This is a genomic window from Cupriavidus sp. C1SS-2L (genome assembly GCF_057073735.1).
This window is the reverse complement of sequence record NZ_CP172709.1, coordinates 1,121,244-1,143,630: the sequence shown is the minus strand read 5'-3', so window position 1 is coordinate 1,143,630 and position 22,387 is coordinate 1,121,244. Positions and strand designations below refer to the sequence as shown.

General features: G+C 65.8%; 20 protein-coding genes. 13 read left to right on the top strand and 7 right to left on the bottom strand.

Annotation, left to right across the window (positions count from 1 at the left end; all coding sequences use genetic code 11):
* The first annotated feature begins 78 nt into the window (after nucleotides 1–78).
* The 6 genes from ftsH to ACIGJG_RS22885 all read left to right on the top strand — a co-directional run bounded on the left by ftsH (nucleotide 79) and on the right by ACIGJG_RS22885 (nucleotide 6,868).
* A complete protein-coding gene (ftsH, locus tag ACIGJG_RS22910; protein ID WP_220630019.1) occupies nucleotides 79–1,962 on the top strand; it encodes an ATP-dependent zinc metalloprotease FtsH in 1,884 nt (627 codons plus the stop codon).
* Nucleotides 1,963–1,985: 23 nt separating this feature from the next.
* On the top strand, nucleotides 1,986–3,290 hold the full coding sequence (locus tag ACIGJG_RS22905; protein ID WP_011301307.1) for an erythromycin esterase family protein: 1,305 nt from the start codon (nucleotides 1,986–1,988) through the stop codon (nucleotides 3,288–3,290).
* A 215-nt stretch (nucleotides 3,291–3,505) separates the two neighbouring features.
* Entirely contained in the window at nucleotides 3,506–4,195 is a 690-nt protein-coding gene (locus ACIGJG_RS22900) for an ArsR/SmtB family transcription factor (RefSeq protein WP_011301308.1), read from the top strand.
* A gap of 55 nt (nucleotides 4,196–4,250) precedes the next feature.
* Entirely contained in the window at nucleotides 4,251–4,757 is a 507-nt protein-coding gene (locus ACIGJG_RS22895; RefSeq protein ID WP_011301309.1) for a DUF6630 family protein, read from the top strand.
* 190 nt (nucleotides 4,758–4,947) lie between these two features.
* Nucleotides 4,948–5,886 (top strand): LysR family transcriptional regulator, encoded by a 939-nt coding sequence (locus ACIGJG_RS22890; RefSeq protein WP_011301310.1) that lies wholly within the window; start codon nucleotides 4,948–4,950, stop codon nucleotides 5,884–5,886.
* A 175-nt stretch (nucleotides 5,887–6,061) separates the two neighbouring features.
* Complete coding sequence (locus ACIGJG_RS22885; RefSeq protein WP_235679928.1) at nucleotides 6,062–6,868, top strand: lysozyme inhibitor LprI family protein; 807 nt, start codon at nucleotides 6,062–6,064, stop codon at nucleotides 6,866–6,868.
* A gap of 66 nt (nucleotides 6,869–6,934) precedes the next feature.
* Here ACIGJG_RS22885 and ACIGJG_RS22880 read toward each other — a convergent pair whose 3' ends face one another.
* Both ACIGJG_RS22880 and ACIGJG_RS22875 read right to left on the bottom strand, forming a co-directional pair.
* A complete protein-coding gene (locus ACIGJG_RS22880) occupies nucleotides 6,935–8,020 on the bottom strand; it encodes a Zn-dependent alcohol dehydrogenase (protein WP_483673958.1) in 1,086 nt (361 codons plus the stop codon).
* A gap of 145 nt (nucleotides 8,021–8,165) precedes the next feature.
* Nucleotides 8,166–9,968: a phospholipase D family protein gene (locus ACIGJG_RS22875; protein ID WP_483673957.1), complete on the bottom strand. Its 1,803-nt coding sequence runs from the start codon at nucleotides 9,966–9,968 to the stop codon at nucleotides 8,166–8,168.
* Between the two features lie 247 nt (nucleotides 9,969–10,215).
* Between ACIGJG_RS22875 and ACIGJG_RS22870 the strand changes: the two genes are divergently transcribed.
* The 6 genes from ACIGJG_RS22870 (at nucleotide 10,216) to ACIGJG_RS22845 (ending at nucleotide 16,432) form a co-directional block, all read left to right on the top strand.
* Nucleotides 10,216–12,351: an acetate--CoA ligase family protein gene (locus tag ACIGJG_RS22870; protein ID WP_011301314.1), complete on the top strand. Its 2,136-nt coding sequence runs from the start codon at nucleotides 10,216–10,218 to the stop codon at nucleotides 12,349–12,351.
* Nucleotides 12,352–12,367: 16 nt separating this feature from the next.
* Nucleotides 12,368–13,375 carry a tripartite tricarboxylate transporter substrate binding protein gene (locus ACIGJG_RS22865; protein WP_011301315.1) on the top strand — a complete coding sequence of 336 codons (1,008 nt, stop codon included), beginning with the start codon at nucleotides 12,368–12,370 and terminating at the stop codon, nucleotides 13,373–13,375.
* 14 nt (nucleotides 13,376–13,389) lie between these two features.
* Nucleotides 13,390–14,274, top strand: a complete 885-nt coding sequence (locus tag ACIGJG_RS22860) for an SDR family oxidoreductase (protein ID WP_011301316.1) — start codon at nucleotides 13,390–13,392, stop codon at nucleotides 14,272–14,274.
* Nucleotides 14,275–14,293: 19 nt separating this feature from the next.
* Nucleotides 14,294–15,445, top strand: a complete 1,152-nt coding sequence (locus ACIGJG_RS22855) for an acyl-CoA dehydrogenase family protein (protein WP_140949791.1) — start codon at nucleotides 14,294–14,296, stop codon at nucleotides 15,443–15,445.
* A gap of 196 nt (nucleotides 15,446–15,641) precedes the next feature.
* On the top strand, nucleotides 15,642–16,058 hold the full coding sequence (locus ACIGJG_RS22850; protein WP_011301318.1) for a cupin domain-containing protein: 417 nt from the start codon (nucleotides 15,642–15,644) through the stop codon (nucleotides 16,056–16,058).
* 50 nt (nucleotides 16,059–16,108) lie between these two features.
* A complete protein-coding gene (locus tag ACIGJG_RS22845) occupies nucleotides 16,109–16,432 on the top strand; it encodes a hypothetical protein (RefSeq protein WP_011301319.1) in 324 nt (107 codons plus the stop codon).
* A 30-nt stretch (nucleotides 16,433–16,462) separates the two neighbouring features.
* On the opposite strand, the gene ACIGJG_RS22840 is transcribed toward ACIGJG_RS22845, so the two are convergent.
* Nucleotides 16,463–17,284 (bottom strand): alpha/beta fold hydrolase, encoded by an 822-nt coding sequence (locus tag ACIGJG_RS22840; RefSeq protein ID WP_011301320.1) that lies wholly within the window; start codon nucleotides 17,282–17,284, stop codon nucleotides 16,463–16,465.
* A gap of 431 nt (nucleotides 17,285–17,715) precedes the next feature.
* Between ACIGJG_RS22840 and trhA the strand changes: the two genes are divergently transcribed.
* Complete coding sequence (trhA, locus tag ACIGJG_RS22835; RefSeq protein ID WP_483673956.1) at nucleotides 17,716–18,333, top strand: PAQR family membrane homeostasis protein TrhA; 618 nt, start codon at nucleotides 17,716–17,718, stop codon at nucleotides 18,331–18,333.
* A 16-nt stretch (nucleotides 18,334–18,349) separates the two neighbouring features.
* Here trhA and ACIGJG_RS22830 read toward each other — a convergent pair whose 3' ends face one another.
* From ACIGJG_RS22830 to ACIGJG_RS22815, 4 genes are read right to left on the bottom strand one after another with little or no spacing between them, the layout of a single operon-like run.
* The gene (locus ACIGJG_RS22830; protein WP_483674032.1) at nucleotides 18,350–19,885 is read right to left on the bottom strand and encodes a sulfite reductase subunit alpha; all 1,536 of its coding nucleotides are present in this window, start codon (nucleotides 19,883–19,885) and stop codon (nucleotides 18,350–18,352) included.
* 50 nt (nucleotides 19,886–19,935) lie between these two features.
* Nucleotides 19,936–20,943, bottom strand: coding sequence for an FAD:protein FMN transferase (locus ACIGJG_RS22825; RefSeq protein ID WP_483673955.1), 1,008 nt, complete (start codon nucleotides 20,941–20,943; stop codon nucleotides 19,936–19,938).
* Nucleotides 20,944–20,965: 22 nt separating this feature from the next.
* Complete coding sequence (locus tag ACIGJG_RS22820; RefSeq protein ID WP_011301324.1) at nucleotides 20,966–21,790, bottom strand: DUF4198 domain-containing protein; 825 nt, start codon at nucleotides 21,788–21,790, stop codon at nucleotides 20,966–20,968.
* 54 nt (nucleotides 21,791–21,844) lie between these two features.
* The gene (locus tag ACIGJG_RS22815; protein WP_483673954.1) at nucleotides 21,845–22,363 is read right to left on the bottom strand and encodes a DUF2271 domain-containing protein; all 519 of its coding nucleotides are present in this window, start codon (nucleotides 22,361–22,363) and stop codon (nucleotides 21,845–21,847) included.
* Between the last annotated feature and the right edge of the window lie 24 nt (nucleotides 22,364–22,387).

Genomic DNA, 22,387 nt, shown 5'->3' with positions numbered 1-22,387 from the left:
GATCAACCTTGGCTCGGTAGCCGGCACTATGTTTGACCAAGCAGCAACCTGCCGAGGCAAGCCCGCCGTCAATCGACCATGGAACGTCAGCAAACCGAGTTCTCGCTTTGGTACCTCATTCTCACAACCGTAGCGATACTGATTCTGCAGTTCTACATCGGTGCGGCCAGTATCCAGACACTGGCGTACAGCGACTTCAAGGCGCTGCTCAAAGCCGACAAGGTCCGCACCGCGAGCGTTGGCGAAACCGAAATCAGTGGCACGGTCGTCACAGCCGGGCTGGAAGCCATTGTGCCCCGCGACCAGGCCGCGGCACTGCAGAAGTCAGGACGAGCCGAGCATGTGTTCACTACCGTACGCATCAATGACCCCAACCTCCTGTCCGATCTGGACGCCGCACATGTGCGGTACGCCGGTGAAGCCGACAACAAGTGGATTGGCGCGGTCCTTTCATGGATCGTACCGGCGCTCGTCTTCCTGGGAATCTGGACATTGGTGATCAAGCGCATGGGCGGAGGCAGGGACGGCTTGCTCGAAATTGGCAAGAGCAAGGCAAAGATCTATCTGCAGCAGCAGACCGGCGTCACGTTCGCTGACGTCGCCGGCATTGACGAAGCCAAGGCCGAGTTGATGGAAGTGGTCGACTTCCTCAAGGAACCCCAACGCTATCGGCGACTGGGCGGCAAGATACCCAAAGGGGTGCTGCTCCTCGGTGCCCCCGGCACCGGAAAGACGCTACTGGCGCGCGCGGTTGCAGGCGAAGCTGGCGTGCCGTTCTTCAGCATGAGCGGATCCGAGTTTGTCGAGCTGTTCGTGGGTGTTGGCGCCGCGCGTGTCAGAGACCTGTTTGCCCAGGCCGAACAGAAGGCACCCTGCATCATCTTCATCGACGAGCTGGATGCGCTGGGCAAGACCCGCACCCTCAACGTCGCAGGCGGCCAGGACGAGCGAGAACAGACGCTCAATCAGTTGCTCGTGCAAATGGACGGCTTCGACACCAACAAAGGGGTCATCATCATGGCCGCCACCAACCGGCCGGAGATCCTCGACGCAGCGCTCCTGCGGCCGGGCCGGTTCGACCGCCACATCGTACTTGACCGCCCCGACCTTGCCGGACGCGAGCAGATCCTGCTCGTCCATGTTCGCAATGTCACGCTCGCCCCTGAAGTCGCCCTGCATGACCTCGCCGCACGCACCCCCGGTTTCGCCGGTGCTGATCTCGCAAACCTGGTCAACGAGGCGGCCCTGCTTGCCGCGCGCAAGAACAAGGCTGCCGTAGACATGGCCGATTTCGACGAGGCGCTCGACCGCATCATCGGCGGCCTCGAAAAGCGCAATCGCGTCATGATCGCGCTGGAGAAGCAGACCATTGCCTACCACGAGGCAGGCCACGCACTGGTCGCGGAAAGCCGCGCGCATGCCGACCGGGTATCGCGCATCTCCATCATCCCGCGTGGTGTAGGCGCGCTCGGCTATACACAGCAGACACCGGCGGAGGACCGCTATCTGCTCCGGCGCAGCGAATTGCTCGACAGGCTCGATGTGTTGCTGGGCGGACGCATGGCCGAACAGATTGTCTTCGACGACGTCTCCACCGGCGCTCAGAACGACCTGGAGCGTGCCACCGACATGGCCCGCCAGATGGTGACGCAATACGGAATGAGCAGCTCGCTTGGGCTGCCATGCTATGAACGCACCGGCAACAGCCTGCTGCCGATGGGCCCCGCGCTGCCCCGGCCTGACCGGGACTACAGCGAGCGCACTGCGCAAACCATCGACGAAGAAGTTCGCCTGATTCTGGCCGAGGCCGCCGAGCGGACCCGCAAGACCCTCTTCGCCCGGCGCCCGGTGCTTGACGCTCTGGCGCAGTTGCTGCTCGACAAGGAGGTCGTCGATCGACCAACGCTGGATACGCTGCTCAAGCGCATGCCCGCGCACGAATCGCGCGCCGAGGCCGCCTGACAGCAAGCCCTGTATGGAACCCTATGTCTTCTGCGCTCACACCCTTTTTGGCAGTACGGGAAGCCGCTCATCGACTGGACGGCACCTCGTCCGATTATGCGCGGCTACTTGAGCTGGCGCACGAGAAGCAGTTCGTTCTGCTCGGTGAGGCCACTCACGGCACCGCCGACTTCTACCGAATGCGTGCACAGATCACGCAGGCGCTGATAGCGGATGAAGGGTTCGATGCCGTTGCCATCGAAGGCGACTGGCCGGACGCGTGGCGGGTCAATCGCTATGTGCATGGTGAAGGCCACGATGACAGCGTAATGGCTGTTGCCGACTTCCAGAGGTTCCCATCCTGGATGTGGCGGAACCAGGAGTTCCTGTCATTCATCGAATGGCTGCGCGAACACAACGCCGGCCTGCCTGCGGAGCGGCGTACGGGCGTGTACGGCCTTGATCTTTACAGCCTGTATCGCTCCGCAGAGGCCGTGATCCGGTATCTCGCTCCCATCGACCCCATGCAGGCGGAGTCGGCCCGGCAGCATTATGCCGCGCTTGATCATGTGCGAGACCCCGCCGCCTATGGTTACCAGGCTGCGACCGGGGCGCGCATGCCGGCCACGGAGGGCGCCATCCGGCAATTACTTCAGTTGCGCTGCGATGAAGCCGCCTACATCTCTCGCAATGGCCTCGCTGCTATGGACTCGCACTATTTTGCGGAGCAGAACGCCTTGGTAGTGGTGAATGCCGAGGCCTACTACCGCGAGATGTTCGGGCGTCGCGTCAACACCTGGAATCTGCGCGACGCCCATATGGCGCAGACGCTGAACTCGCTGGCCGAGTACAGGCAGCGGCGCGGCGGAAGCGGCCGTGCCGTGGTCTGGGCACACAATTCACACGTCGGCGATGCCAGCGCGACGGAGTCCCGCTTGCGCGGGGAGTGGACTCTCGGCCAACTGGTTCGCAAGCTGGCCGGGACGCGCGCGCTGCTGGTTGGCTTTACTACTTATACAGGTTATGTGTGCGCGGCATCCGAGTGGGATGGCGATCCCGAGCGAAAGCGCATTGTCCCGGCACTGCCCGGCAGCTGGGAGTCACTGTTTCACGCCACCGGACTGGACCGCTTCTTTCTTGCGCTGGGCGCCGGCGCAAGCCGGACGCTGTCCGAGGCCATGCTCGAGCGGGCGATTGGCGTGCTTTACCTGCCGCAGTCAGAACGGGCCAGCCACTATTTCGATGCATCCATCGCCGGCCAGTTCGACGCGCTGTTCCACCTGGATGAAACCGACGCGCTCGAACCCCTTCCCACGCCGCACAACGTGGGATCCTCATCGGTGCCTTGAGCTTCAGTGCGAAAACAGCACCGGAACCGTCATCGACGGGAGCAACGCGCGCGTGACTCCGGGGCGTCCATACATTTAAAAGCTCACTGATGTTCAGAAAGGCGCTTTGATGTCCAGAACAGGGTTTTGATGTGCAAGCAGGACATTAATGTCCGAGATCACGCCGACTGCAAATCCCTCTATACTCCATTCCATCATTCATCCCCCTATGAATCATGGAATACACTCCAGGCATCAGCCAGCTCGCCGGCCTGCTGGCAGATCCCGGCCGTGCGGCCATGCTATGGGCGCTGATGGACGGCAGCGCCCGCCCCGCCGGGGAACTGGCGCTGATCGCTGGCCTGTCCGCCTCATCCGCGAGCGGACATCTGACGCGGCTCAGTGAAGGCGGGCTGCTCGCCGTGGAGACGCGCGGGCGCAATCGCTACTATCGGCTGGCGGCGCCCGAGATCGGCGTGGCGATTGAAGCGCTGGCTTCCGCCTCGCTCGCGAGCCGGCCGCCGCGGCTGCGTGATGTGCCGGTGTCGCGCGCGGCGCCGCCTGCGTTGCGGCAGGCACGCACTTGCTACGATCATCTGGCTGGCGAACTCGCCGTTGGCCTGTTCGAGCGCATGACGCGCGCCGGCTGGCTGCTCGTGAACGGCAATGCCGTGGACCTCAGCGGCGACGGCGCGCAAGCCATGTCGCGGCTTGGCGTCAACGTCGAGGCCGCGCGCCGCAAGCGGCGCCAGTTCGCGTGCACCTGCCCCGACTGGAGCGAGCGCAAGCCGCATCTCGGCGGCGCACTCGGTGCCGCGCTGCTCGGCAACCTGCTTGAACGCGGCTGGATCGAGGCGACGCCCGCGTCGCGCGCGCTGCGGGTGACGCCGCTCGGCCAGCGAGAAATCGGCGGCATCGCGGCCTGAAGGCCCCGCAACACAGACATACCCAATACAGACATACCCAATAAGGAGAACGAACATGGTCACACCATTGGACGACCACATCCAGGACGCCATCCAGCGCTTCTTTGCGCTGATCAACCTTGGCGACACCGCGCAGACCGATGCGCAACGCGCGCTGTTCGAAGACGCGCTGCTCGACGCGGAGGAAGACGACACCGAGGGCCAGGAACTGCTGTGGGTGATCCGCGAGGTCATCGACTGGCAGTCGGGCTTCTACGTGGACTGGAAGGACTGCCAGTCCTTCATCGGCTGCATGAACCAGCTGTGCGAGCGGCTGGACCTTGAGATCGACTGGGGCAGCGAGGACCCCGAGGACGAGAACTTCCTGGAGAGCACCAGCGTGCCAGAACTGATGGAACTGGCCCACCGGCAGCTGCGCGTGGCCGGCTACACGCTGTGGAACTGGGATACCGGCGGCGATGCCTACGGCGGCTGGATCACGCGCAGCGAGGATGACGAGGAAATGTTGGATATCGCCGAGACCCTGAATTTCGATATCCGCCCTGGCGACCAGCCCTACTGAGCGTTGGTTCGGGCTCCGGCGTCCGCCACCGACGTGCCTGCTGCCCAGCAATATTGGAACTAAATCCGGCAGCACCGGTTGCGCCGCACATCGGCCCCAGCACCATTGTCCACACTGTGGGACAATCCAGCCGCAAGCGCACCCGCTCCCGGACCCATCCGCGAGCGCGCCACTGACGCCGGGGCACTGCATGAAAACGATCGAATGGAAGGACTGGGAAATTTTCTGCCGCGTGGTGGAAGGCGGCGGCTTTACCCAGGGCGCCGAGCTGGCTGAGGTGCCAAAGTCCTCGGCCAGCGCGGCGGTGGCCCGGCTGGAGAGCCAGCTTGGGGTGCGTCTGTTTGAACGCACCACGCGGCGCGTGCGCGTGACCGAGCGCGGCCAGCGGCTCTACGACCGCGTGGCGCCGCTGTTCGCCGAACTGCACGAGATCAACGCCGAGGCCGCCTCCGTCAGCGACGAGGTCAGCGGTGTGCTGCGTATCTCCACCCCCTATGAAGTCGGTTCGCAGCACCTGTCCGACGGGCTCAGCCGCCTGATGCGCCTGCATCCGCGCCTGCGCGTGCACGTGGATGTCAGCTGGGACCAGCCCGACCTGATCCGCCATGGCTATGACCTAGCTTTCGTCATGACGAACACGCGGCTTCAGGACACATCGTTCGCGAGCAAGCGCGTCGTGCTGATCGAGCGCGGCTTCTATGCGGCGCCTGCGCTGATCCGCGACCGCGGCCTGCCGCGTACCCCGCAGGACCTGGCCGGCTGGCCCACGCTCGGCAACGCCGACGATCACTTCTGGGAATTCCTGCGCGACGACATCGAAACGGCGCGGCTGGATGTCGAGCCCCGCATCTGCACGCATAACGCCGAACTGCGCCTGAAGGCCGCCATCGACGGCCTGGGTGTCGCCCGGCTGTCGCCGCGCTTCGTGCAGGACCAAATCCAGCAAGGGCAGCTTGTACGCGTGCTGCCGGCCTACTCGTCGTCACCGCTCAAGGTCTATGTGCTGATGCCGGCGCGAAAGCTGATGCCAGCCAGCGTGCGCGTCTTCCTCGACGTGCTGGAACAGACACTGGGCGTGCCGGAGACCAGACGTCCGGCCGCGCGAAAGCGGGAGGCGGTGCAAGCCTGACGCACAACGCAGTCGGCCGCAGATCCGAGGCTATGCTTTTCACATCCAGCGGGAGAAGCGTATGCACAACAGAGCGCGCCCGGCAGCCACGCAAGCGACGGCGCCGGGCTTGATCCTCCGGTGGCTTTGCTGCGTCTGGCTCACTGTGCTGATGCTTCCCGGTACGGCATCCGCCATGGACTTCACCATCTACTACCAACCCCAACTCAGGAAGAAGATGCTGATCGGGGAAGGCAAGATTCAGGAAGGTGATGCAAAGAAGTTCCTCGCCGCAGCCAAATTGGCTGACCGTGATGAAGAAGGACTCGTGATCCTTGCATTGAACAGCCCGGGCGGCAATGTCGAGGCCGCTTTCCGGCTGATCGATGCCATGGACACGGTACGCGTCTACACGACCGTGCCAAGCAATGCCAGGTGCGCTTCCGCTTGCGCTTCCATTGTGTTCGCATCAGGAGAACGACGCAGTGTCGTTGGCACCGGGCTGCTCGGCTTTCACAGTTGCTACCGGCGCGATGGCAAGACTTACGCTTCGGACTCGCTCTGCAACGAGATCATCGCGGCGAATGCCATGCAGCGCGGCGTCAGCAATGCCGGCATCAATCGCTTCGTCAAGGAGTATGGGGCGCGTGATATGGCATGGGTCGGGCGCGATGTCGCTTGCAAATCGCTGCAAGGTCTATGCAGACCGGGACTGGCGGAGATTCAGCCCGAGATGAAGGATGCGTTGGCCCATAGTTTCGATTGCAGCAAGCTCGTCTCCACGCAGGCGCAGCTGATTTGCGCGGATGCAGAACTGACGCGTGTCGATAAAAAGCTGGCCATGGTCTATGAGCAGAAACTGAAGACATCGGCGAACAAGGCGCGGTTACGCGCGGATCAGCGCGCATGGCTTCGCGATTCCCGCAATCTTTGCAGCGATAAGGGCTGCCTGCTGCGCAGCTACCAACAGCGTATCGATGAACTGAATCGAATGCGGTCGTAAACCAGTGGAGTCGACAGGGCCGCGCCGCAAGCGGCTGCGGCCCCGATCAACCTGCCAGCAACTTCCTCAGTCCCCAAACACCACCACCGAACGCGCCAGTTCTCCGCGCCTAAGTTCATCAAACGCGCTGTTGATCTCTTCGAGCGGCAGGCGCCGCGAGATCAGTTCGTCGAGCTTGAGCCGTCCCGCCATGTAGAAATCCACCATGCGCGGCATGTCCACCGGAAAGCGGTTGGAGCCCATCAGCGAGCCCTGGATCTTCTTCTCGCCAAGGAAGTCGCTGCCCTTGAGTTCGATCTTCACGCCCGGTGCAATCATGCCGATGATGGTGGCCGTGCCGCCGCGGCGCAGCATCGCGAAGGCCTGCTCGGCAGTTTGCTTGAGGCCGATCGCCTCGAACGCATGGTGCACGCCGCCGCCGGTCAGCGCGCGCACGGCGTCGACGGTATCGTCACCGGCCTGGACGACATCGGTCGCGCCGAATTGTCGCGCCAGTTCCAGCTTGCCAGGCACGCGGTCGATAGCGATGATGCGGCCAGCGCCCGCGATGGCCGCACCGTTGATGGTGGCCAATCCGATACCGCCGCAGCCGATGACGGCCACGGTTTCGCCGGGCTGCACGCGCGCGGTATGAACCACCGCGCCGAACCCGGTGGTCACGGCGCAACCAATCAGTGCGGCGCGGTCAAGCGGCATGTCGCGGCGGATCGCAACCAGCGCATGCTCGTGTACGAGCATCTGCTCGGCAAACGCGGACAGGTTGATGAACTGATTCATCGGGCCGCCGTGGTGCGCCGTCAGGCGCGGCGGTTCGTCTTCGCCTCGGCGCGTATCCGGCTCGGTGCACAACGACAGGTGGCCGGTCAGGCAGTGCTCGCAATGGCCGCAATAGGCCGACAGGCAGGTGATCACGTGGTCGCCGGGCCTGACCGTGCGCACCAGTTCGCCGACCTGCTCCACCACGCCGGCGGCTTCGTGGCCAAGTACTGCGGGCATCGGATGCGGGTAGGCGCCATCCAGGAAATGCAGGTCCGAATGGCACACGCCAACAGCGGCGGTCCGGATCAGGACTTCATGCGGGCCAGGCTTGCCGATGACAACGTCTTCGATCACCAGCGGGGACTTGGGTTGATGCAGGACAGCGGCTTTCATGGATCTCCTTGCGTGCAGGCCGCTGCGCGATTGCCGGGGCAGCGCGGGCGGCCGTCAGTGGGTTCCGGGGCGCAGCCCGCACATTACCGCCGATCGGAGATTCACGTAAGACGCTGTGCAGCAACGGCCTCCCGCTTATGCGCGTCTACAACTCTTCCTTGATCGGCAGCACGCGCAGGAAGCCGATGCCAAGGTGTTGCAGCGGGCCCATCCCCGGCTCACTGTCGTAGGTTTTCAACTGGCCGCTCTCGCGCGTGACCCACGTCAGATGGCGCGAGCTCCCGTCCGGGTTTGCACGCAGTTCGACCCGGTAGGCGATGTCGAGCAAGCCATCATTCATGCCCTTGAGGATGCGCTGGGCCAGCGGCGCGCTATCCAGGACGATGCCCATCTCGGTATTCAGCTTGGCCGAACGCTGATCCATGTTGAGCGAACCGATGAATACAAGATGCTGGTCGACGATGTAGTTTTTGGCATGCAGGCTGGCGCGGCTCGACGCAAGCCATGAACGCGAACCCGAGCTCGAGCCCGAAGTCACTCTCGACCCGGACCCCGAGCCCAACCCGGATCCCGAACCCGTCCCCGTCCCCGTCCCCGTCCCCGATCCCGTCCCCGCGCCAGCGCGCGTTCCCGCGCCCGTTCCCGCGCCCGTTCCCGATCCCGATTCGGCCGGCTTGCCGCGCTGGGCGAGTTCCGCGTAGGCACTCGGCTTGAGCTCGTACAGTTCGATGCCCGCCGCCACCAGCGCCTCGCGGTGAGGCATGTAGCCGGCGTGCACGGCGCTCACGTCGTTGGCCGCGAACGAATTGGTCAGGATGCGCACGTGAATGCCGCGACGGGCAAGCGCGACAAGCCACGCTTCGCCGTCATCGTCCGGCACGAAGTACGGCGATACCAGCACCACTTCGTTCTTCGCCGCACTGATCATGTGCTCCAGCCGCACCGTGGCATAGCCATCGCCCTCGGTCTTCCCGGTAGCCTTGGACGCGCTGTCCGACACCACGGTGGCCTTGCCCGTGTAGCCGGGCATATGGCCGCTTTCGATACCTTTCGCCAGACCCGAATCAAGCAGTTCCTGCACATAGGGGCTGGCGCGCGCCTGCTCGCCGCGCGCTTCGAGGCGCTTACGCAACGCGCGCATTTCTTCGGGCGCATCCTTGCCTTCGGGAATCAGCGCGGCCACGGGGTAGGACGACGGATCGTTCCAGTAAGCATCGAACACCGCGGACACCTGCGGCACGACCGGTCCCGCGACAAGCACGTCCAGATCGCTGAAGTCCATGTCGGCACGCGCGGAGAAATAGGCATCGCCCACATTGCGCCCGCCAACCAGCGAGATCTGGTTGTCCACCGTCATCGACTTGTTGTGCATGCGGCGGTCCAGCCGGCTGAAGCTCCACAGCATTTCCAGCCAGCGCGCGCCCCGGTTCGCGAACGGGTTGAACAGCCTGACCTCGATATTGGGATGCGAGTCGATCGCGGCCAGCACCTTGTCCAGGCCACCGGTATGCATGTCATCCAGCAACAGCCGCACGCGCACCCCGCGGTCGGCGGCGTTGATGATGTCGCCGAGCACGGCAGCGCCGGTGCCGGTAGGCTCGAAAATATAGGTCTGCAGGTCCAGGCTGCGCTGCGCCGCCCGCGCCATGGCCAGTCGTGCAGCCAGCGCGTCGGGACCGGACGATAGCGGATAGAACAGCGAATCGCCCGGATGCTGCGCCAGCCTGGGCGCGAGCGCCTTGCCGAGTGGCGTGTCGCTGGTATCGGTTGGCGCCGTCGAAGGCGTACGTTCGGCCGACGCTGGCAGGCTCGCGCAACCCGCCAGCACACCGGCGCAAAACAGCGTTGTCACCAGCGAGGCCGCGCGCCGCCAGGCCGCGCGCCACGCATGCCGTGAGCGGCCATGACGGGTCACCGACGACACGCTCACATTGCAGGGCTCGTGCATTCGCGTCTCTCCGCTGCGCCCCCCAGCACCGGCTGCCCGGGCGGCCTAAAGGTCAGATACCTTTAAAGATACACCGCCACGCGCCCGCGAAGGCATCGCCCAAGCCACATTGCGGCGCAACAAGCGCCTGGGCGCCACACGGCATCCGTTCACAATGTGCACAGTCTGCGGCGCCTTGCTTGCCGCGCCCCGCCGCCATGGGCTTGAATCGCTCCACCTTTCCGGCACAGGAAGGATGGAGATCATGATGACCATTACCGCTACGGCGCCCCGAACAGACCGCGCCGCCCTGTCCCAGCTGCTCGAACCGGCTTCCATTGCCATCATCGGCGCCTCGCGCGATACCAGCCGTATCGGCGGCGTGGCGCTGGACCACCTGCAGCGCCTTGGCTACCGGGGCACGGTCTATCCGGTCAATCCGCGCTACGCGGAAATCGCCGGGCTGGCGTGCTATCCGGATGTCGAATCGCTGCCAAAGACGCCCGATGTGGCCGTACTCGCACTCGGCGCCGACGACGTACTGCCGCAGATGCGCCGCTGCCACGCAGTCGGCATCCGCGCGGCCATCCTCTATGCCTCGGGCTTTGCCGAAGCCGGCGAGGCCGGCATCGCCCTTCAGGCCGAATTGACCGCCTTTGCCCGGGAAACCGGCATGGCCATTGCCGGCCCCAACTGCATGGGCCTGGCCAACCTGACTACGCGCGCCATCACCGCGTTCGCCACGACGTTCCGGGCCTACCCGCCGCAAGACGGCCCCGGCCACGTCAGCCTGCTGACGCAGAGCGGCAATGTGTGCGCGATCGTCTACGCCACCGGCCGGCAGATGGACGTGGGCTTCCACCAGTTCATCAACACCGGTAACGAAGCCTGTCTCGACTATGCCGATTACCTCGACTACCTGGCCGATGACGCGCAGACCGGCGCCGTGGTCGGCTATGTGGAAGGCCTGCGCAACGGTCCGCGCTTCATCGACGCCGCCGCGCGCCTGCGTGCCGCGGGCAAGCCGCTGATCGTGCTCAAGGCCGGCGAAAGCGAGGCCGGCTCCAGCGCCACGCAATCGCACACCGCAGTGCTGGCAGGCAACCAGGCGATCTACCGCGCCGCCTTCGCGCAGGTCGGCGCCATGCAGGCGCGCGACCCGGCGCACCTCACCGATCTTGCCTACCTGTCCGGCTTCCGACAGCGCAGCGCTGGGCGCCGCGTGGTGGTGGCATCGGTGTCGGGCGCCATGGGCGCGCTGTCGGCTGACCTGCTCAGCGCCGCGGGCCTTGACGTGCCGCGCCTGTCGGAGGCGGTGCAGCAGCGTCTGCAGACCGCCGTGCCGGAGATCGGTGGCGTGGCCAATCCGGTCGACATGACGGGCCAGCTCTTCAACCGCAATGGCCTGGCCTATGCGGTGCTCGACAACCTGGCCGACGATGACGGCACCGATGTCATCTTCATCTACGCCACGGCCTACCTGCTCGACCGCGTCGCCGACGAACTGATCGAGGTCGCCGCGAAGACCAACCGCCTGATCGTGGTCGCCACAACTGGCGAGCCGACCAGCCGCCAGCGGCTGGCCGAGGCCGGCGTCGCGCTGTTCCCGGACGTCGCACGTGCCGCGCAGGCACTCGGCACCTACGTGGGCTGGCTTGACACCGCCGCGCCGACTGCACACTGGATGGATCTGCGCGCCCAGGCGTCGACGGGCGCCGCCGGCTACCTGCCTGCCGCTTCCACCGATGAATACCAGGCCAAACAGTGGCTGGCAGGCTTTGGCGTGCCGATTGGCGCCGAGGCCATGGCCGCCACGCCGGACGAGGCCGCCATGGCTGCGGACAGCATCGGCTATCCGGTAGTGGTCAAGGTGCTGAGTCCGGACATCGCGCACAAGACCGAGGTAGGCGGCGTGCGCCTTGGCCTTGTCGATGCGGAGCAAGTCCGTACGGCGGCGGGCGAAGTCGTGGCCAATGCGGTCAAGGCCATGCCTCAAGCCGAGCAACGCGGCGTGCTGGTACAGAAAATGGCCAGCGGCGTCTGCGAGCTGATTGTCGGCGTGACGCGCGATCCCGTATTCGGCCCGGCGATGACGGTCGGCCTGGGCGGCATCTTCACCGAGATCTTCCACGACGTCGCGCACCGTCTGCTGCCGGTGGACCGCGCCATGGCGCGCGAGATGCTGTCCAGCCTGCGCGGCTACCGGCTGATGACCGGCTTCCGCGGCAAACCCGCTGCCGACATCGAAGCGGCCGCGGCCGCGATTGCCGCGCTCTCCGACGCCGCCATGGCACTCGGCGACCGGCTCAGCGAAATGGAAGTGAACCCGCTGCTGGTGCGCCAGGAAGGACAAGGCGCGGTGGCACTGGATGCCCTGATCCTTCAGAACCAGAACGAGCAATAGCCCTGAGGAGCGCACCATGCAGGCTGAGAAAACTGAAGTCATTGACGACCGACGCCGTACCAGCCTCTCGCTGGTGGCGCTCGGCATTCTTGCGCCGCTGGGCACGCTGGCCGCGGGCCGTGCGCGGGCGGCGGGATTCCCGGCGCGGCCGGTGACACTGGTGGTGCCGTTCGCGGCCGGCGGTGCCACCGACACGCTCGTGCGTACGCTCGCCGATGGCGCGAGCAAGCACCTGGGCCAGCCCGTTGTGGTCGAGAACCGTCCCGGCGCCGCCGGTGTGCTCGGCGCCAATTACGTCGCGCGCGCCAAGCCCGACGGCTACACGCTGACGATCATGCCGGAGCCCGTGTTCCGCCTCCCCCATCTGCAGAAGACGCAGTTCGACCCGATGCAGGACTTCACCTATGTCATCCACTTGACCGGCTATTCGCTTGGCGTGGCCACACGCGCCGACGCGCCGTGGAAATCGTGGCAGGACATGGTGGAGGAAGCGCGGCGCAATCCCGGCAAGATCAGCTACGGCACCACGGGCACCAACAGCACCATGCACGTGACCATGGAGGAAATCAGCCAGAGGCTCGGCATCCGCCTGAACCACGTGCCGTACAAGGGCGAGTCGGAAATCATCGCGGCGATGATGGGCGGACATATCGATCTTGGCGTGACCGCGGGCGGCATCGGGCCGTACGTGGACAGCGGCAAGGCGCGCTGGCTTGTGCTGTGGACCGCCGGGCATTCGCGCCGCTGGCCTTCCGTGCCAACGCTGCGCGATGTGGGACTCGACATGGTCTCCACGTCGCCGTTCGGCATTGCCGGGCCGCGCGGCATGGACGCACAAGCCGTGCAGGTGCTGCACGACGCGTTCCGCAAGGCCCTGTACGAGCCAGCCATGCAGCTGATGCTGGACAAGCTCGACCAGGAGATGGCCTACCTCGACAGCAGCGGCTACGCCGCGTTCGCCCGCCAGCGCTATGAGAGCCAGGGCAAACTGGTCAAGCGGCTTGGCCTGAGTACCAATCCCTGAACCCGGAGACACGCATGCAATATCGTTCCGTATTCCACCGCGAGCTGTTTGCCGGACGCACCGTACTGGTCACCGGCGGCGGCAGCGGCATCGGCCGCTGCACCGCGCACGAACTTGCGAGCCTTGGCGCCAGCCTGGCGCTCGCGGGCCGCAAGATCGAAAAACTCGAACAGGTCCGTGCGGAAATCGACGCCGCCGAACCGGGCGCCGCACAACGCATTTCGCTGCACGTGTGCGACATCCGCGACGAGGAGCAGGTACGCCACACCATCGTCAACGTGCTGGCCGTGCATGGTCGTATCGACGGTCTCTTCAACAACGCCGGCGGGCAGTTCCCGTCGCCGCTGCGCGACATCAGTCTCAAGGGCTGGGAAGCGGTCGTGCGCAACAACCTGACCGGCGGCTTCTTGGTCGCGCGCGAGTGCTACACGCAGTGGATGGAAGCCAACGGTGGCGCCATCGTCAACATCATCGCCGACATGTGGAACGGCATGCCGGGCATGGGACATTCCGGCGCGGCGCGCGCGGGCATGTTGTCGTTCACGGAAACCGCCGCGTGCGAATGGGCCGCGTCGGGCGTGCGCGTCAATGCTGTAGCCCCGGGCTGGATCGCGTCCAGCGGCTTCGACACCTATCCGCCCGCGTTCCAGGAAAAGATCCGCCAGCTCGCGCGCAAGGTGCCGCTGCAGCGGCTTGGCACGGAGGCGGAAGTTTCCGCCGCGGTGGCCTTTCTGCTGTCCCCGGCAGCGGCGTTCATCACGGGCTCGACGCTGCGCGTCGACGGCGGCGTCCCCAACGCCAAGCATACGTGGGCCCTGCCCGCGCACCAGCGCTCCGAGCCATTCAACGGCTTCCCGCTCTACGAGCTGCCCGATTGCCTGGCGCCGGCCGCGGAGTGACCCGACAATGCCCGCAAACATGGTTCTGCAACCGCCCAATCCCCGCTACTACACCGCCGACCACGAAGCATTCCGCGCCTCGGTCCGCCGCTTCTTCGAGAAGGAAGTCGCCCCGCACGCCGAAGCCTGGGACGAGGCCGGCAGCTTTCCGCGCGAGCTGTACCGCAAGGCCGCCGAAGCGGGCCTGCTGCAGCCCGGCTTTCCCGAGGCCTACGGCGGCGCGCCTTGCGACGCGTTCTACCGCATGATCCTGTTCGAAGAGCGCGCGTGGGGCGGCTCCGGCGGCATCGCGTCGGGGCTGTTCTCGCACACCATCGGCGCGCCGCCGATTGCCGCGGTCGGCAGCGAAGCGATGAAGGCGCGCGTGTTGCCGCAGATCCTGTCCGGCGAGAAGATTTCCGCGCTCGCCATCACCGAACCCGGCGCGGGCTCCGATGTCGCGCACCTGACCACATCGGCACGTCGTGAAGGCGACCACTACGTCGTCAATGGCACCAAGCTCTACATTACGTCGGGCATGCGGGCCGACTACTTCACAGTCGCGGTACGCACCGGTGATCCGGGCGCCAGTGGCGTGTCATTGCTGCTCATCGAAGGCGATACACCGGGCCTGTCGCGCACGGAACTCAAGAAGATGGGCTGGTGGGCCTCCGACACCGCGCAGCTCTACTTCGACAACTGCCGAGTACCGGTCGACAACCTGATCGGCGAGGAAGGCAAGGGCTTCGCCGCGATCACGAAGAACTTCAACCACGAACGCCTGGCCCTGGCGGCCGCAGCCTGCGGCTACGCGCAGGTGTGCTTCCACGACGCCCTCGCTTGGGCACGCGATCGCCACACCTTCGACAAGCGGCTGGCCGATCACCAGGTAGTGCGCCACCAGCTGGTCGACATGGCCACGCGCATCGAAGCCACGCGCGCGATGCTGGACGACCTGGCCGCCCGACTGGACGACGGCGCGGCACCGGTTGCGCAGATCGCCATGGCCAAGAACATGGCCACGCGTACTTTCCAGTTCTGTGCGGATCGTGCGGTGCAGTTGCTTGGGGGCATGGGTTACATGCGTGGCAGCCGGGTGGAAAGGCTGTACCGGGAAGTGAAGGTCATGATGATCGGTGGGGGAGCGGAGGAGATCATGAAGGATCTGGCGGCGCGGCAGTTGGGAATTTAGGCTGTTGTAGCCGGGGTGATCCGCGCAGCGTGGCGTGCCCGCGCACATCGCGTTCCGAGGTTCAGGCGGGCTTAGCAACGAGGCCTTGTCCGACACATCGGGCAACGCCTTTTTTCATCTCTCGACGCCCCTGCTCCGGCGACCTAGACTGACAAGACACGATGAGGGGCATGAGGCCCCGTGCGGGAGGCATACCATGCCCGATACTTCGGAGCATGCCCACAGCCATTCCACACTGGCCTTCGGGCGGCTGTATGCCGATGAGGCTGGCGAATCGCATTTCGGCGCGTTGTCGATGGAGATGACCGAGCGCAGCTTTGCGCCGCCGGCGCCTGCCTTCTGGGTATCTCCCATGAGCGAGGCCGCGCGGCAAGGATTCCTGGTGGTGCCGGCTGGCTGGGTCGGCGACCTTCACCCCTCGCCGGCGCGCATGTGGATCATCGTGCTGGACGGCGAGATGGAGTTCCAGGCATCCGACGGCGAGCGCCGTTCGCTGGTGCCGGGCAGCGCGCTGCTGCTCGAAGACACGACCGGCAAGGGACATCGCAGCCACGTCGTGGGCGGGCTGGTTGCGACGCTGGCCATGGTGCAAATGCCGGCGTACTCATCCTGAACGCACGCCAGGTGGCCTCCCCCGAGACTCCGCGTCCCGACACACCGCCCATGCCACAGGTAGTACCTGCGGGCTACCGGCAAGGCATCATCACGGCGATCACCGTGCTGCTCGGTTTCTCGCTGGCCTTCTGGCGTTTCTGGGGTTTCGAGAGCCCCGGACACTGGAATGCGCGCGCGCTGTTCGCCGCGCTGTCGCTGGTCGGCGCGGTGGTGCTGCAGATCGTCGCGCTATTCCGCGCCCTGCGCATCGAGGATGATGCCGTCACCGAGTATCGCCAGACCGTGCGCTGGTTCATCGCCTCCGCCGCCGCACTGCTGATTGGCCTTGCGATCGCGATGCTGGACGCCGCGCTCGCCGCGCCGGCGGACTAACATCACCGCCGGCGCCGGCGAAGTTCCCCGTCACTGGTTCAGGAACGCAAGCAGATCCGCATTTACCTCGTCGGCGTTGACCGTGCACAGGCCGTGCGACGCGCCCGGATAGATCTTGAGCGTGGCGTTCTTGACGATTTTCGCGGTCATCTTGGCCGACGCATCGATCGGCACGATCTGATCATCGTCGCCATGCAGCACCAGCGTCGGCACGTCGATCTTCTTGAGGTCTTCTGTGTAGTCGACTTCCGAGAACTGGCGAATGCATTCGTACTGGCCCAGCACGCCACCGGCCATGCCCTGGCGCCAGAACTCCTGGATAACCCCTTGCGATGGCTTGGCACCGGAACGGTTGTAGCCGTAGAACGGCGTGGCGAGATCGAGGTAGAACTGCGAGCGGTTATCCACCACGCCCTTGCGGATGCCGTCGAATACTTCGAGCGGGAGGCCGCCGGGGTTGGCATCGGTCTTCAGCATCAGCGGCGGCACGGCACCGATCAGCACGGCCTGTGCAACGCGCGCGGTGCCATGCCGGCCGATGTAGTGCGCGACCTCGCCGCCGCCGGTGGAATGGCCGACCATGGTGGCGTCCTTGATGTCGAGCTTGTCCAGCAGCGTCGCAAGGTCATCGGCGTAGGTGTCCATCTCGTTGCCCGCCGATGTCTGCGTGGAACGCCCGTGGCTGCGGCGGTCATGCGCAATGACACGGAAGCCTTTTTGCACGAGGAAGAGCATCTGAGGGTCCCATGCATCGGCGGTCAGGGGCCAGCCGTGCGAGAACACTACGGGCCGGCCCTTGCCCCAGTCCTTGTAGAAGATTTCCGTACCGTCCCTGGTGGTCACGGTGCTCATGATCGACGCTCCTGGTCAATGGAAGCCGCACGAGGGCGGCGGGTTTCAGGCGGTCTTGCCGGGCGGCCGCGTGATGATCCTGTCGTCCGCGGAGAACGCTTCATGTAAGGCGATGAGACAGTGAATTGCAAGGGAGTACAGAGGACACTCCGCGATGCGCGTTTCGAACTCCCTCTCGAAGGCCACCCGTACGGGTGAGAGGTCAGTGCTGCCGCCATCTGGCCGGTGCAAACAGACTGCGGCACCTGTTTAGGGCACACGTGCTTTACACCAGGAATGTGCTGCGATGCGTCGCGCTGCGGCAACGATGCCATGACTCGCGTCAGGGCCTTGCGGTGGTCGCTTGCGGCAGCCGTGCCAGAATATGGCTTCGCGCATCCGCGATCGCAACGCGGATCGCGAACCGACTGAGTTCTTCCGGAGGACGGCGCATGTATCGCGGCGAACGATTCAACGGGTACAGCCACCTGGCCGGCGCCATCCTGGCAGCCGCCGGCATGGCGGTGCTGGTGACATCCTCGGCCCTCTACCACGATGCGTGGAAGGTGGTCAGTTCAGTGGTCTACGGGACCACGCTGGTTCTGCTCTATACGATTTCCACGCTGTATCACAGCTTGCGCGGTCCGGCCAAGAATGTGTTCCAGCGGCTTGATTATTGCGCGATCTATCTGATGATTGCCGGCAGCTATACGCCGTTTGCGCTGGTTACGTTGCGTGGGACGTGGGGATGGACGTTATTCGGGATCAACTGGGGGCTCGCTGTAATTGGCATCGTGCAGGAGCTCTGGATCGGGCGGCGCACACGCGTGCTGTCTCTGCTGATCTATGTGGTGATGGGGTGGCTGGTGGTGATTGCGTTTCAGCCGCTGGCCGCAGCGTTGCCTGCGGCCGGTCTTTGGTGGCTGGTAGCGGGCGGAGCGCTCTATACGGCCGGAATCGGCTTCTTCCTGTTCGACGAAAAGGTGAAGCACTTCCATGGCATCTGGCACCTGTTCGTGCTGGCCGGCAGTGCATGCCAGTTCGTCAGCATCCTCGGGTACGTCGGATAAACGGGAGCTGGCGGATCTAGTAGACGTCGCGGCGATAGCGACCCTGCTCGGTCAGCCGGCGCAAACCCGCCTCGCCAAGCACATCGGCCAGCGCGTCATTGACGCCACCGGCCATGCCTTGCAGGCTGCCGCAAACGTAAATCGCCGCACCCGCCACAACCCATTCCCGCAGCACCGGTGCGCGCTCCCTGAGCGCGTCCTGCACATATCGCGAGGCATTGCCGTCGCGAGAATACACAAGATCGACCCGCTCCAGCACACCCTCCGCCTGCCAGGCCGCGAGTTCATCGGCAAAGAATCCATCATGCCGCGCCGACCGCTCACCGAAGAACAGCCAGTTGCGATGGCGCCCCGCCAGCGCACGCGCCTTCAGGTGGCCGCGCAGCCCGGCCAGGCCGGTGCCATTGCCAATCAGTACCAGCGGCCGGCCGTCAGCCGGCGAATGGAAGCTGCGATTGGTGCGAATACGCAGCGCAATGCGCGCGCCCACCGGCGCATGACTCGTCAGCCAGCCTGAGGCGAGACCCAGCCTGCCGTCGGCATGCCGGGTCTGTCGCACCAGCAGTTCGAGCTGACCATCCTGCGGCAGCGAGGCAATCGAATACTCCCGATGCGGCAACGGTGACAGTGCATCGACAAGCTGCTGCGGCGGCAACGCCCGCATCGTGGCCAGATGCGCTTCGGGCAGCAACAGTCGCGTGGCCAGCGCTTCGGCCAGCGTCACCGTCTGCGCATCGCAGCGCACCGGCGCGGCGCCGTCCATGCTCAGGTGGCTCAGCAAGCGGCCGATATCGGCCGGATCATGGCAAGGACCAACTTCAGCAATATCGCCGGCCTGCCAGCCCGGCACGGCGCCCTCGGGCCTGAGCACGAGGTGAAACGCCGGTGCGCCATCGCTTCCGGGGTTCAAGTGTTCGCGCGCAGCGAGCTGCCAATGCTCATAACGCGGACGCTCCCAGTCGGCGATCTCCGTGCCGCCGCTGAGCGCGGACAAGTGGTTCTGCCAGTGCCGCAGGGCGCCTGCATCACCGTTGTCGACCTCGATCAGATCGAATAAAGGCCTTGCATGGTGGCGCTGCAGCCAATCCGACAACGCATGGCCAAACGCGCAAAAGCGCGCATAGCTGCTATCGCCGAGCGCCAGCACGCCATAGCGAAGCTGGCGCAGTGCATCGTGGCCGCCACCAGCCAGCAGGCGGCGCGCAAAGCCGGAGGCACTGTCCGGTGCATCGCCTTCGCCGGTCGTGCTGACCACGAACAGCGCCTGCCGGACGCGGGCGAGGCGGCGCGCATCGAGCTCTTCGAACGAGAGCAGATGCACCGGCATGCCAGCGCCCTGCAGCGCCGTGGCGGTCTGCATGGCCAGTTGCTCGGCGAAGCCGGTCTGGCTTGCGTAAGCCACCAGCGTCGCCCCTTCCTGATGCGCGCCGCTGACGGCAAGCGACGCAACGCGCGCGCGCCGGCGGCGGTGGTGGTCGCACACCGCGCCGCAGAAGCCCGCATAGGCCAGCAACACGCCGGCTGCCATGCCGGCGCGCGACGGGCTCAGCATTGCCACGCAGACACCTGCCACAGCGGCCAGCCAGCATGCGGTGAATAGGTTCACGCCAGCATCGCGGCAAAGGCCGGGGAAAGATGTTCGTCAAAGCCGCCCGGCGTACGCACGAGAAAGCGCGCGGCAATGCCATGCCGGCGCGCGTGCTCCATGCCGGCCTGTGGGCCGAGCACGGTCAGGGCAGTGGAAAGCGCATCGGCCATCATGCATTCGGTGTGCAGGACGGTCACCGAAGCGAGCGCGTGGCTGGCTGGATAGCCGGTGCGCGGGTCGATGGTGTGGGCATAGCGGCGGCCTTCGCTGTCGAAGAAGCGCCGGTAGTCACCCGACGTTGCCACGGACAGGCCGTACATGGCGACCAGCGTCTGCTCCTGCGCCGCGACTGCACAATCAGGCGGCGTTTCCAGCTGGACCCACCATGGCAAGCCGTCCGGCTTGACGCCGTGGCCGCGCAGTTCGCCGCCGATTTCGGTCAGGTGGTGTGCCACGCCTTCGGACTCGAGGTATTGCGCGACGGCATCTACCGCAAAGCCCTTGGCAATCGCGCAGAAGTCGAGCGATACGCCGCCCGGCTGCAGCGCGCGGCCTCCGTCGATATCGAGTTCGATACGATCCCAGCCGCATTGCTGCCGGACCTGAGCGACCTGGTCCGGAGCCGGCGTCGCGCAGCGTCGCGGCGCAGGGCCGAAGCCCCACAGGTCGACCAGTGGCCCGGCGCTGGGGTCATAGGCGCCACCGCTGTCGCGCGCGACCTGCAGCGCGCACGCAAGCACGCGCACGCAGTCGGCCGGCAGCGCGACCCACGTGTCCGCGGGGGCGCGGTTGAATCGGCTGACGTCCGAATCGGCCTCCCAATTGCTCATCTGCGCGATCACGCTGTCGAGCACGGCGCAGATGCCCTGCTCCAGCGCGTCGGCATCGGCCTCCTGCACCAGCATGGCCACGACCGACCACGTCGTGCCCATGGTCTCGCCACTCCAGCGCTGCGCGCGAGTCTGCGCGCCGGGCGGAAGCGGCGGCGCGGACAGGGTCGGCGGGATCAGGACGCGGTTCACGCGGACGGTACCTTCAGACGCCTTATTGCGGCAATACTTCGACCGTCACCGCGTAGGTCGCGCGGCGGGTCTTGGCAGCCTTGACCGAGGTCTTCTCGTCGCGCACTTCGGCTTCCATCCAGTACATGCCAGGGGCCGGCCACTTGACGCTGAACTTGCCGTCGGCATCGGTGGTGGCGCTGAACTCCTGCAACTGGTCGCGGTAGCGGATACCGCCCGGCACCACGGCGACCTTCAGGTTGGACGCTGGCTTGCCGTCGAGCAGCAGGCGGAAGCTGGCCGTACCGCCGGATACGAGGTCGTTCGGATGCGTGATCGGCGCCAGTTCCAGGCCACGGCCGCTGGCGGCCAGGCCCTGGCTGCTCGGCTTGCCGTTCGTGACGAACGATTCGACACGGCCTTCGGCCTGCGTCACCTGCAGCTCCTGCGCGTTAGCGGGCACTTCCTTCGCGAATGCGTCAGCGGTGCCGCGCCAGCGCTTGGTCTGGCCGTTTTCCTTGTAGCTGGCGAACAGGCCCTGGTTGACCACCGCCACGCGGTACGTGCCGGGCTGCGTCAGGTGCAGGTCGAAGGTGCTGCGGTAGCGGCCCGTGCTGGCGTTCTCGGCCTTCACGGCGCTGCCGTCCGGGCCGGTCACGACGAGGTTGTCCAGGCGCAGCGGCACGTGTTCGAAGTAAAACAGGTCGTTGGAGACGGCGGCGTCCACGGTCACCCAGGTGTCGTTGCCGGACAGCACCGTGGCCGACGGCAGCAGCCACTGGCGGTGCGCATGGGCGGCCAGCGGGGCCAGGGTCGCCAGCGCCAGTACGGCCAGGCGCGTGGAAAGGCGCGATCGGAAAGTCTTCATCGTCGGTCTCCGGTTGGAATCAGTGCGGCAGTGGCATCAGGAACGTCAAGAACATCAAGGCTTCAGGTCGACGGTCACGCCGCCCAGCTCGTGCTCGCCCTTCGCACGGGCGGTCTGGGCCGACTGCGGTGGCCACGTGAACGGAACCCGCAGCAGTTCGCGGCCGCCGACTTCACGCGCGGCTTCGACCACGAGCTGGTAGTTGCCGGCAGTCAGCTTGCCTAGCGGGGCCTTTCCCTCCGTGAAAGTGAGCGTGTGCTCGCCCGGCGCACGCGTGGCGCCGGAAATGCCGTCGGCGGGCATCTGCATGTCGCGGCCGGCCTTGCGCCACCACTGGCGCATGTCCTTGAGCCACTTGGTGCCTTCCTTGTTCTTGACGTCGTACCAGACCGCCAGCGTCGCCGCCGGGCTCTGGTCGGCGCGTTCCACCCAGACCGCGACATATGGGCGGTGGTATTCCGCCACGTTCAGGCGCGGGATCTCCACCTTCACGTTCATGTCGGCTGCGAAGGCCGGGCCGGTCAGCGGGACGGCGGCCATGCCGGTGAGGGTGACGGTGAGCAGTCGGCGCATATCGGAAAACCTCGTCAGGAGAAT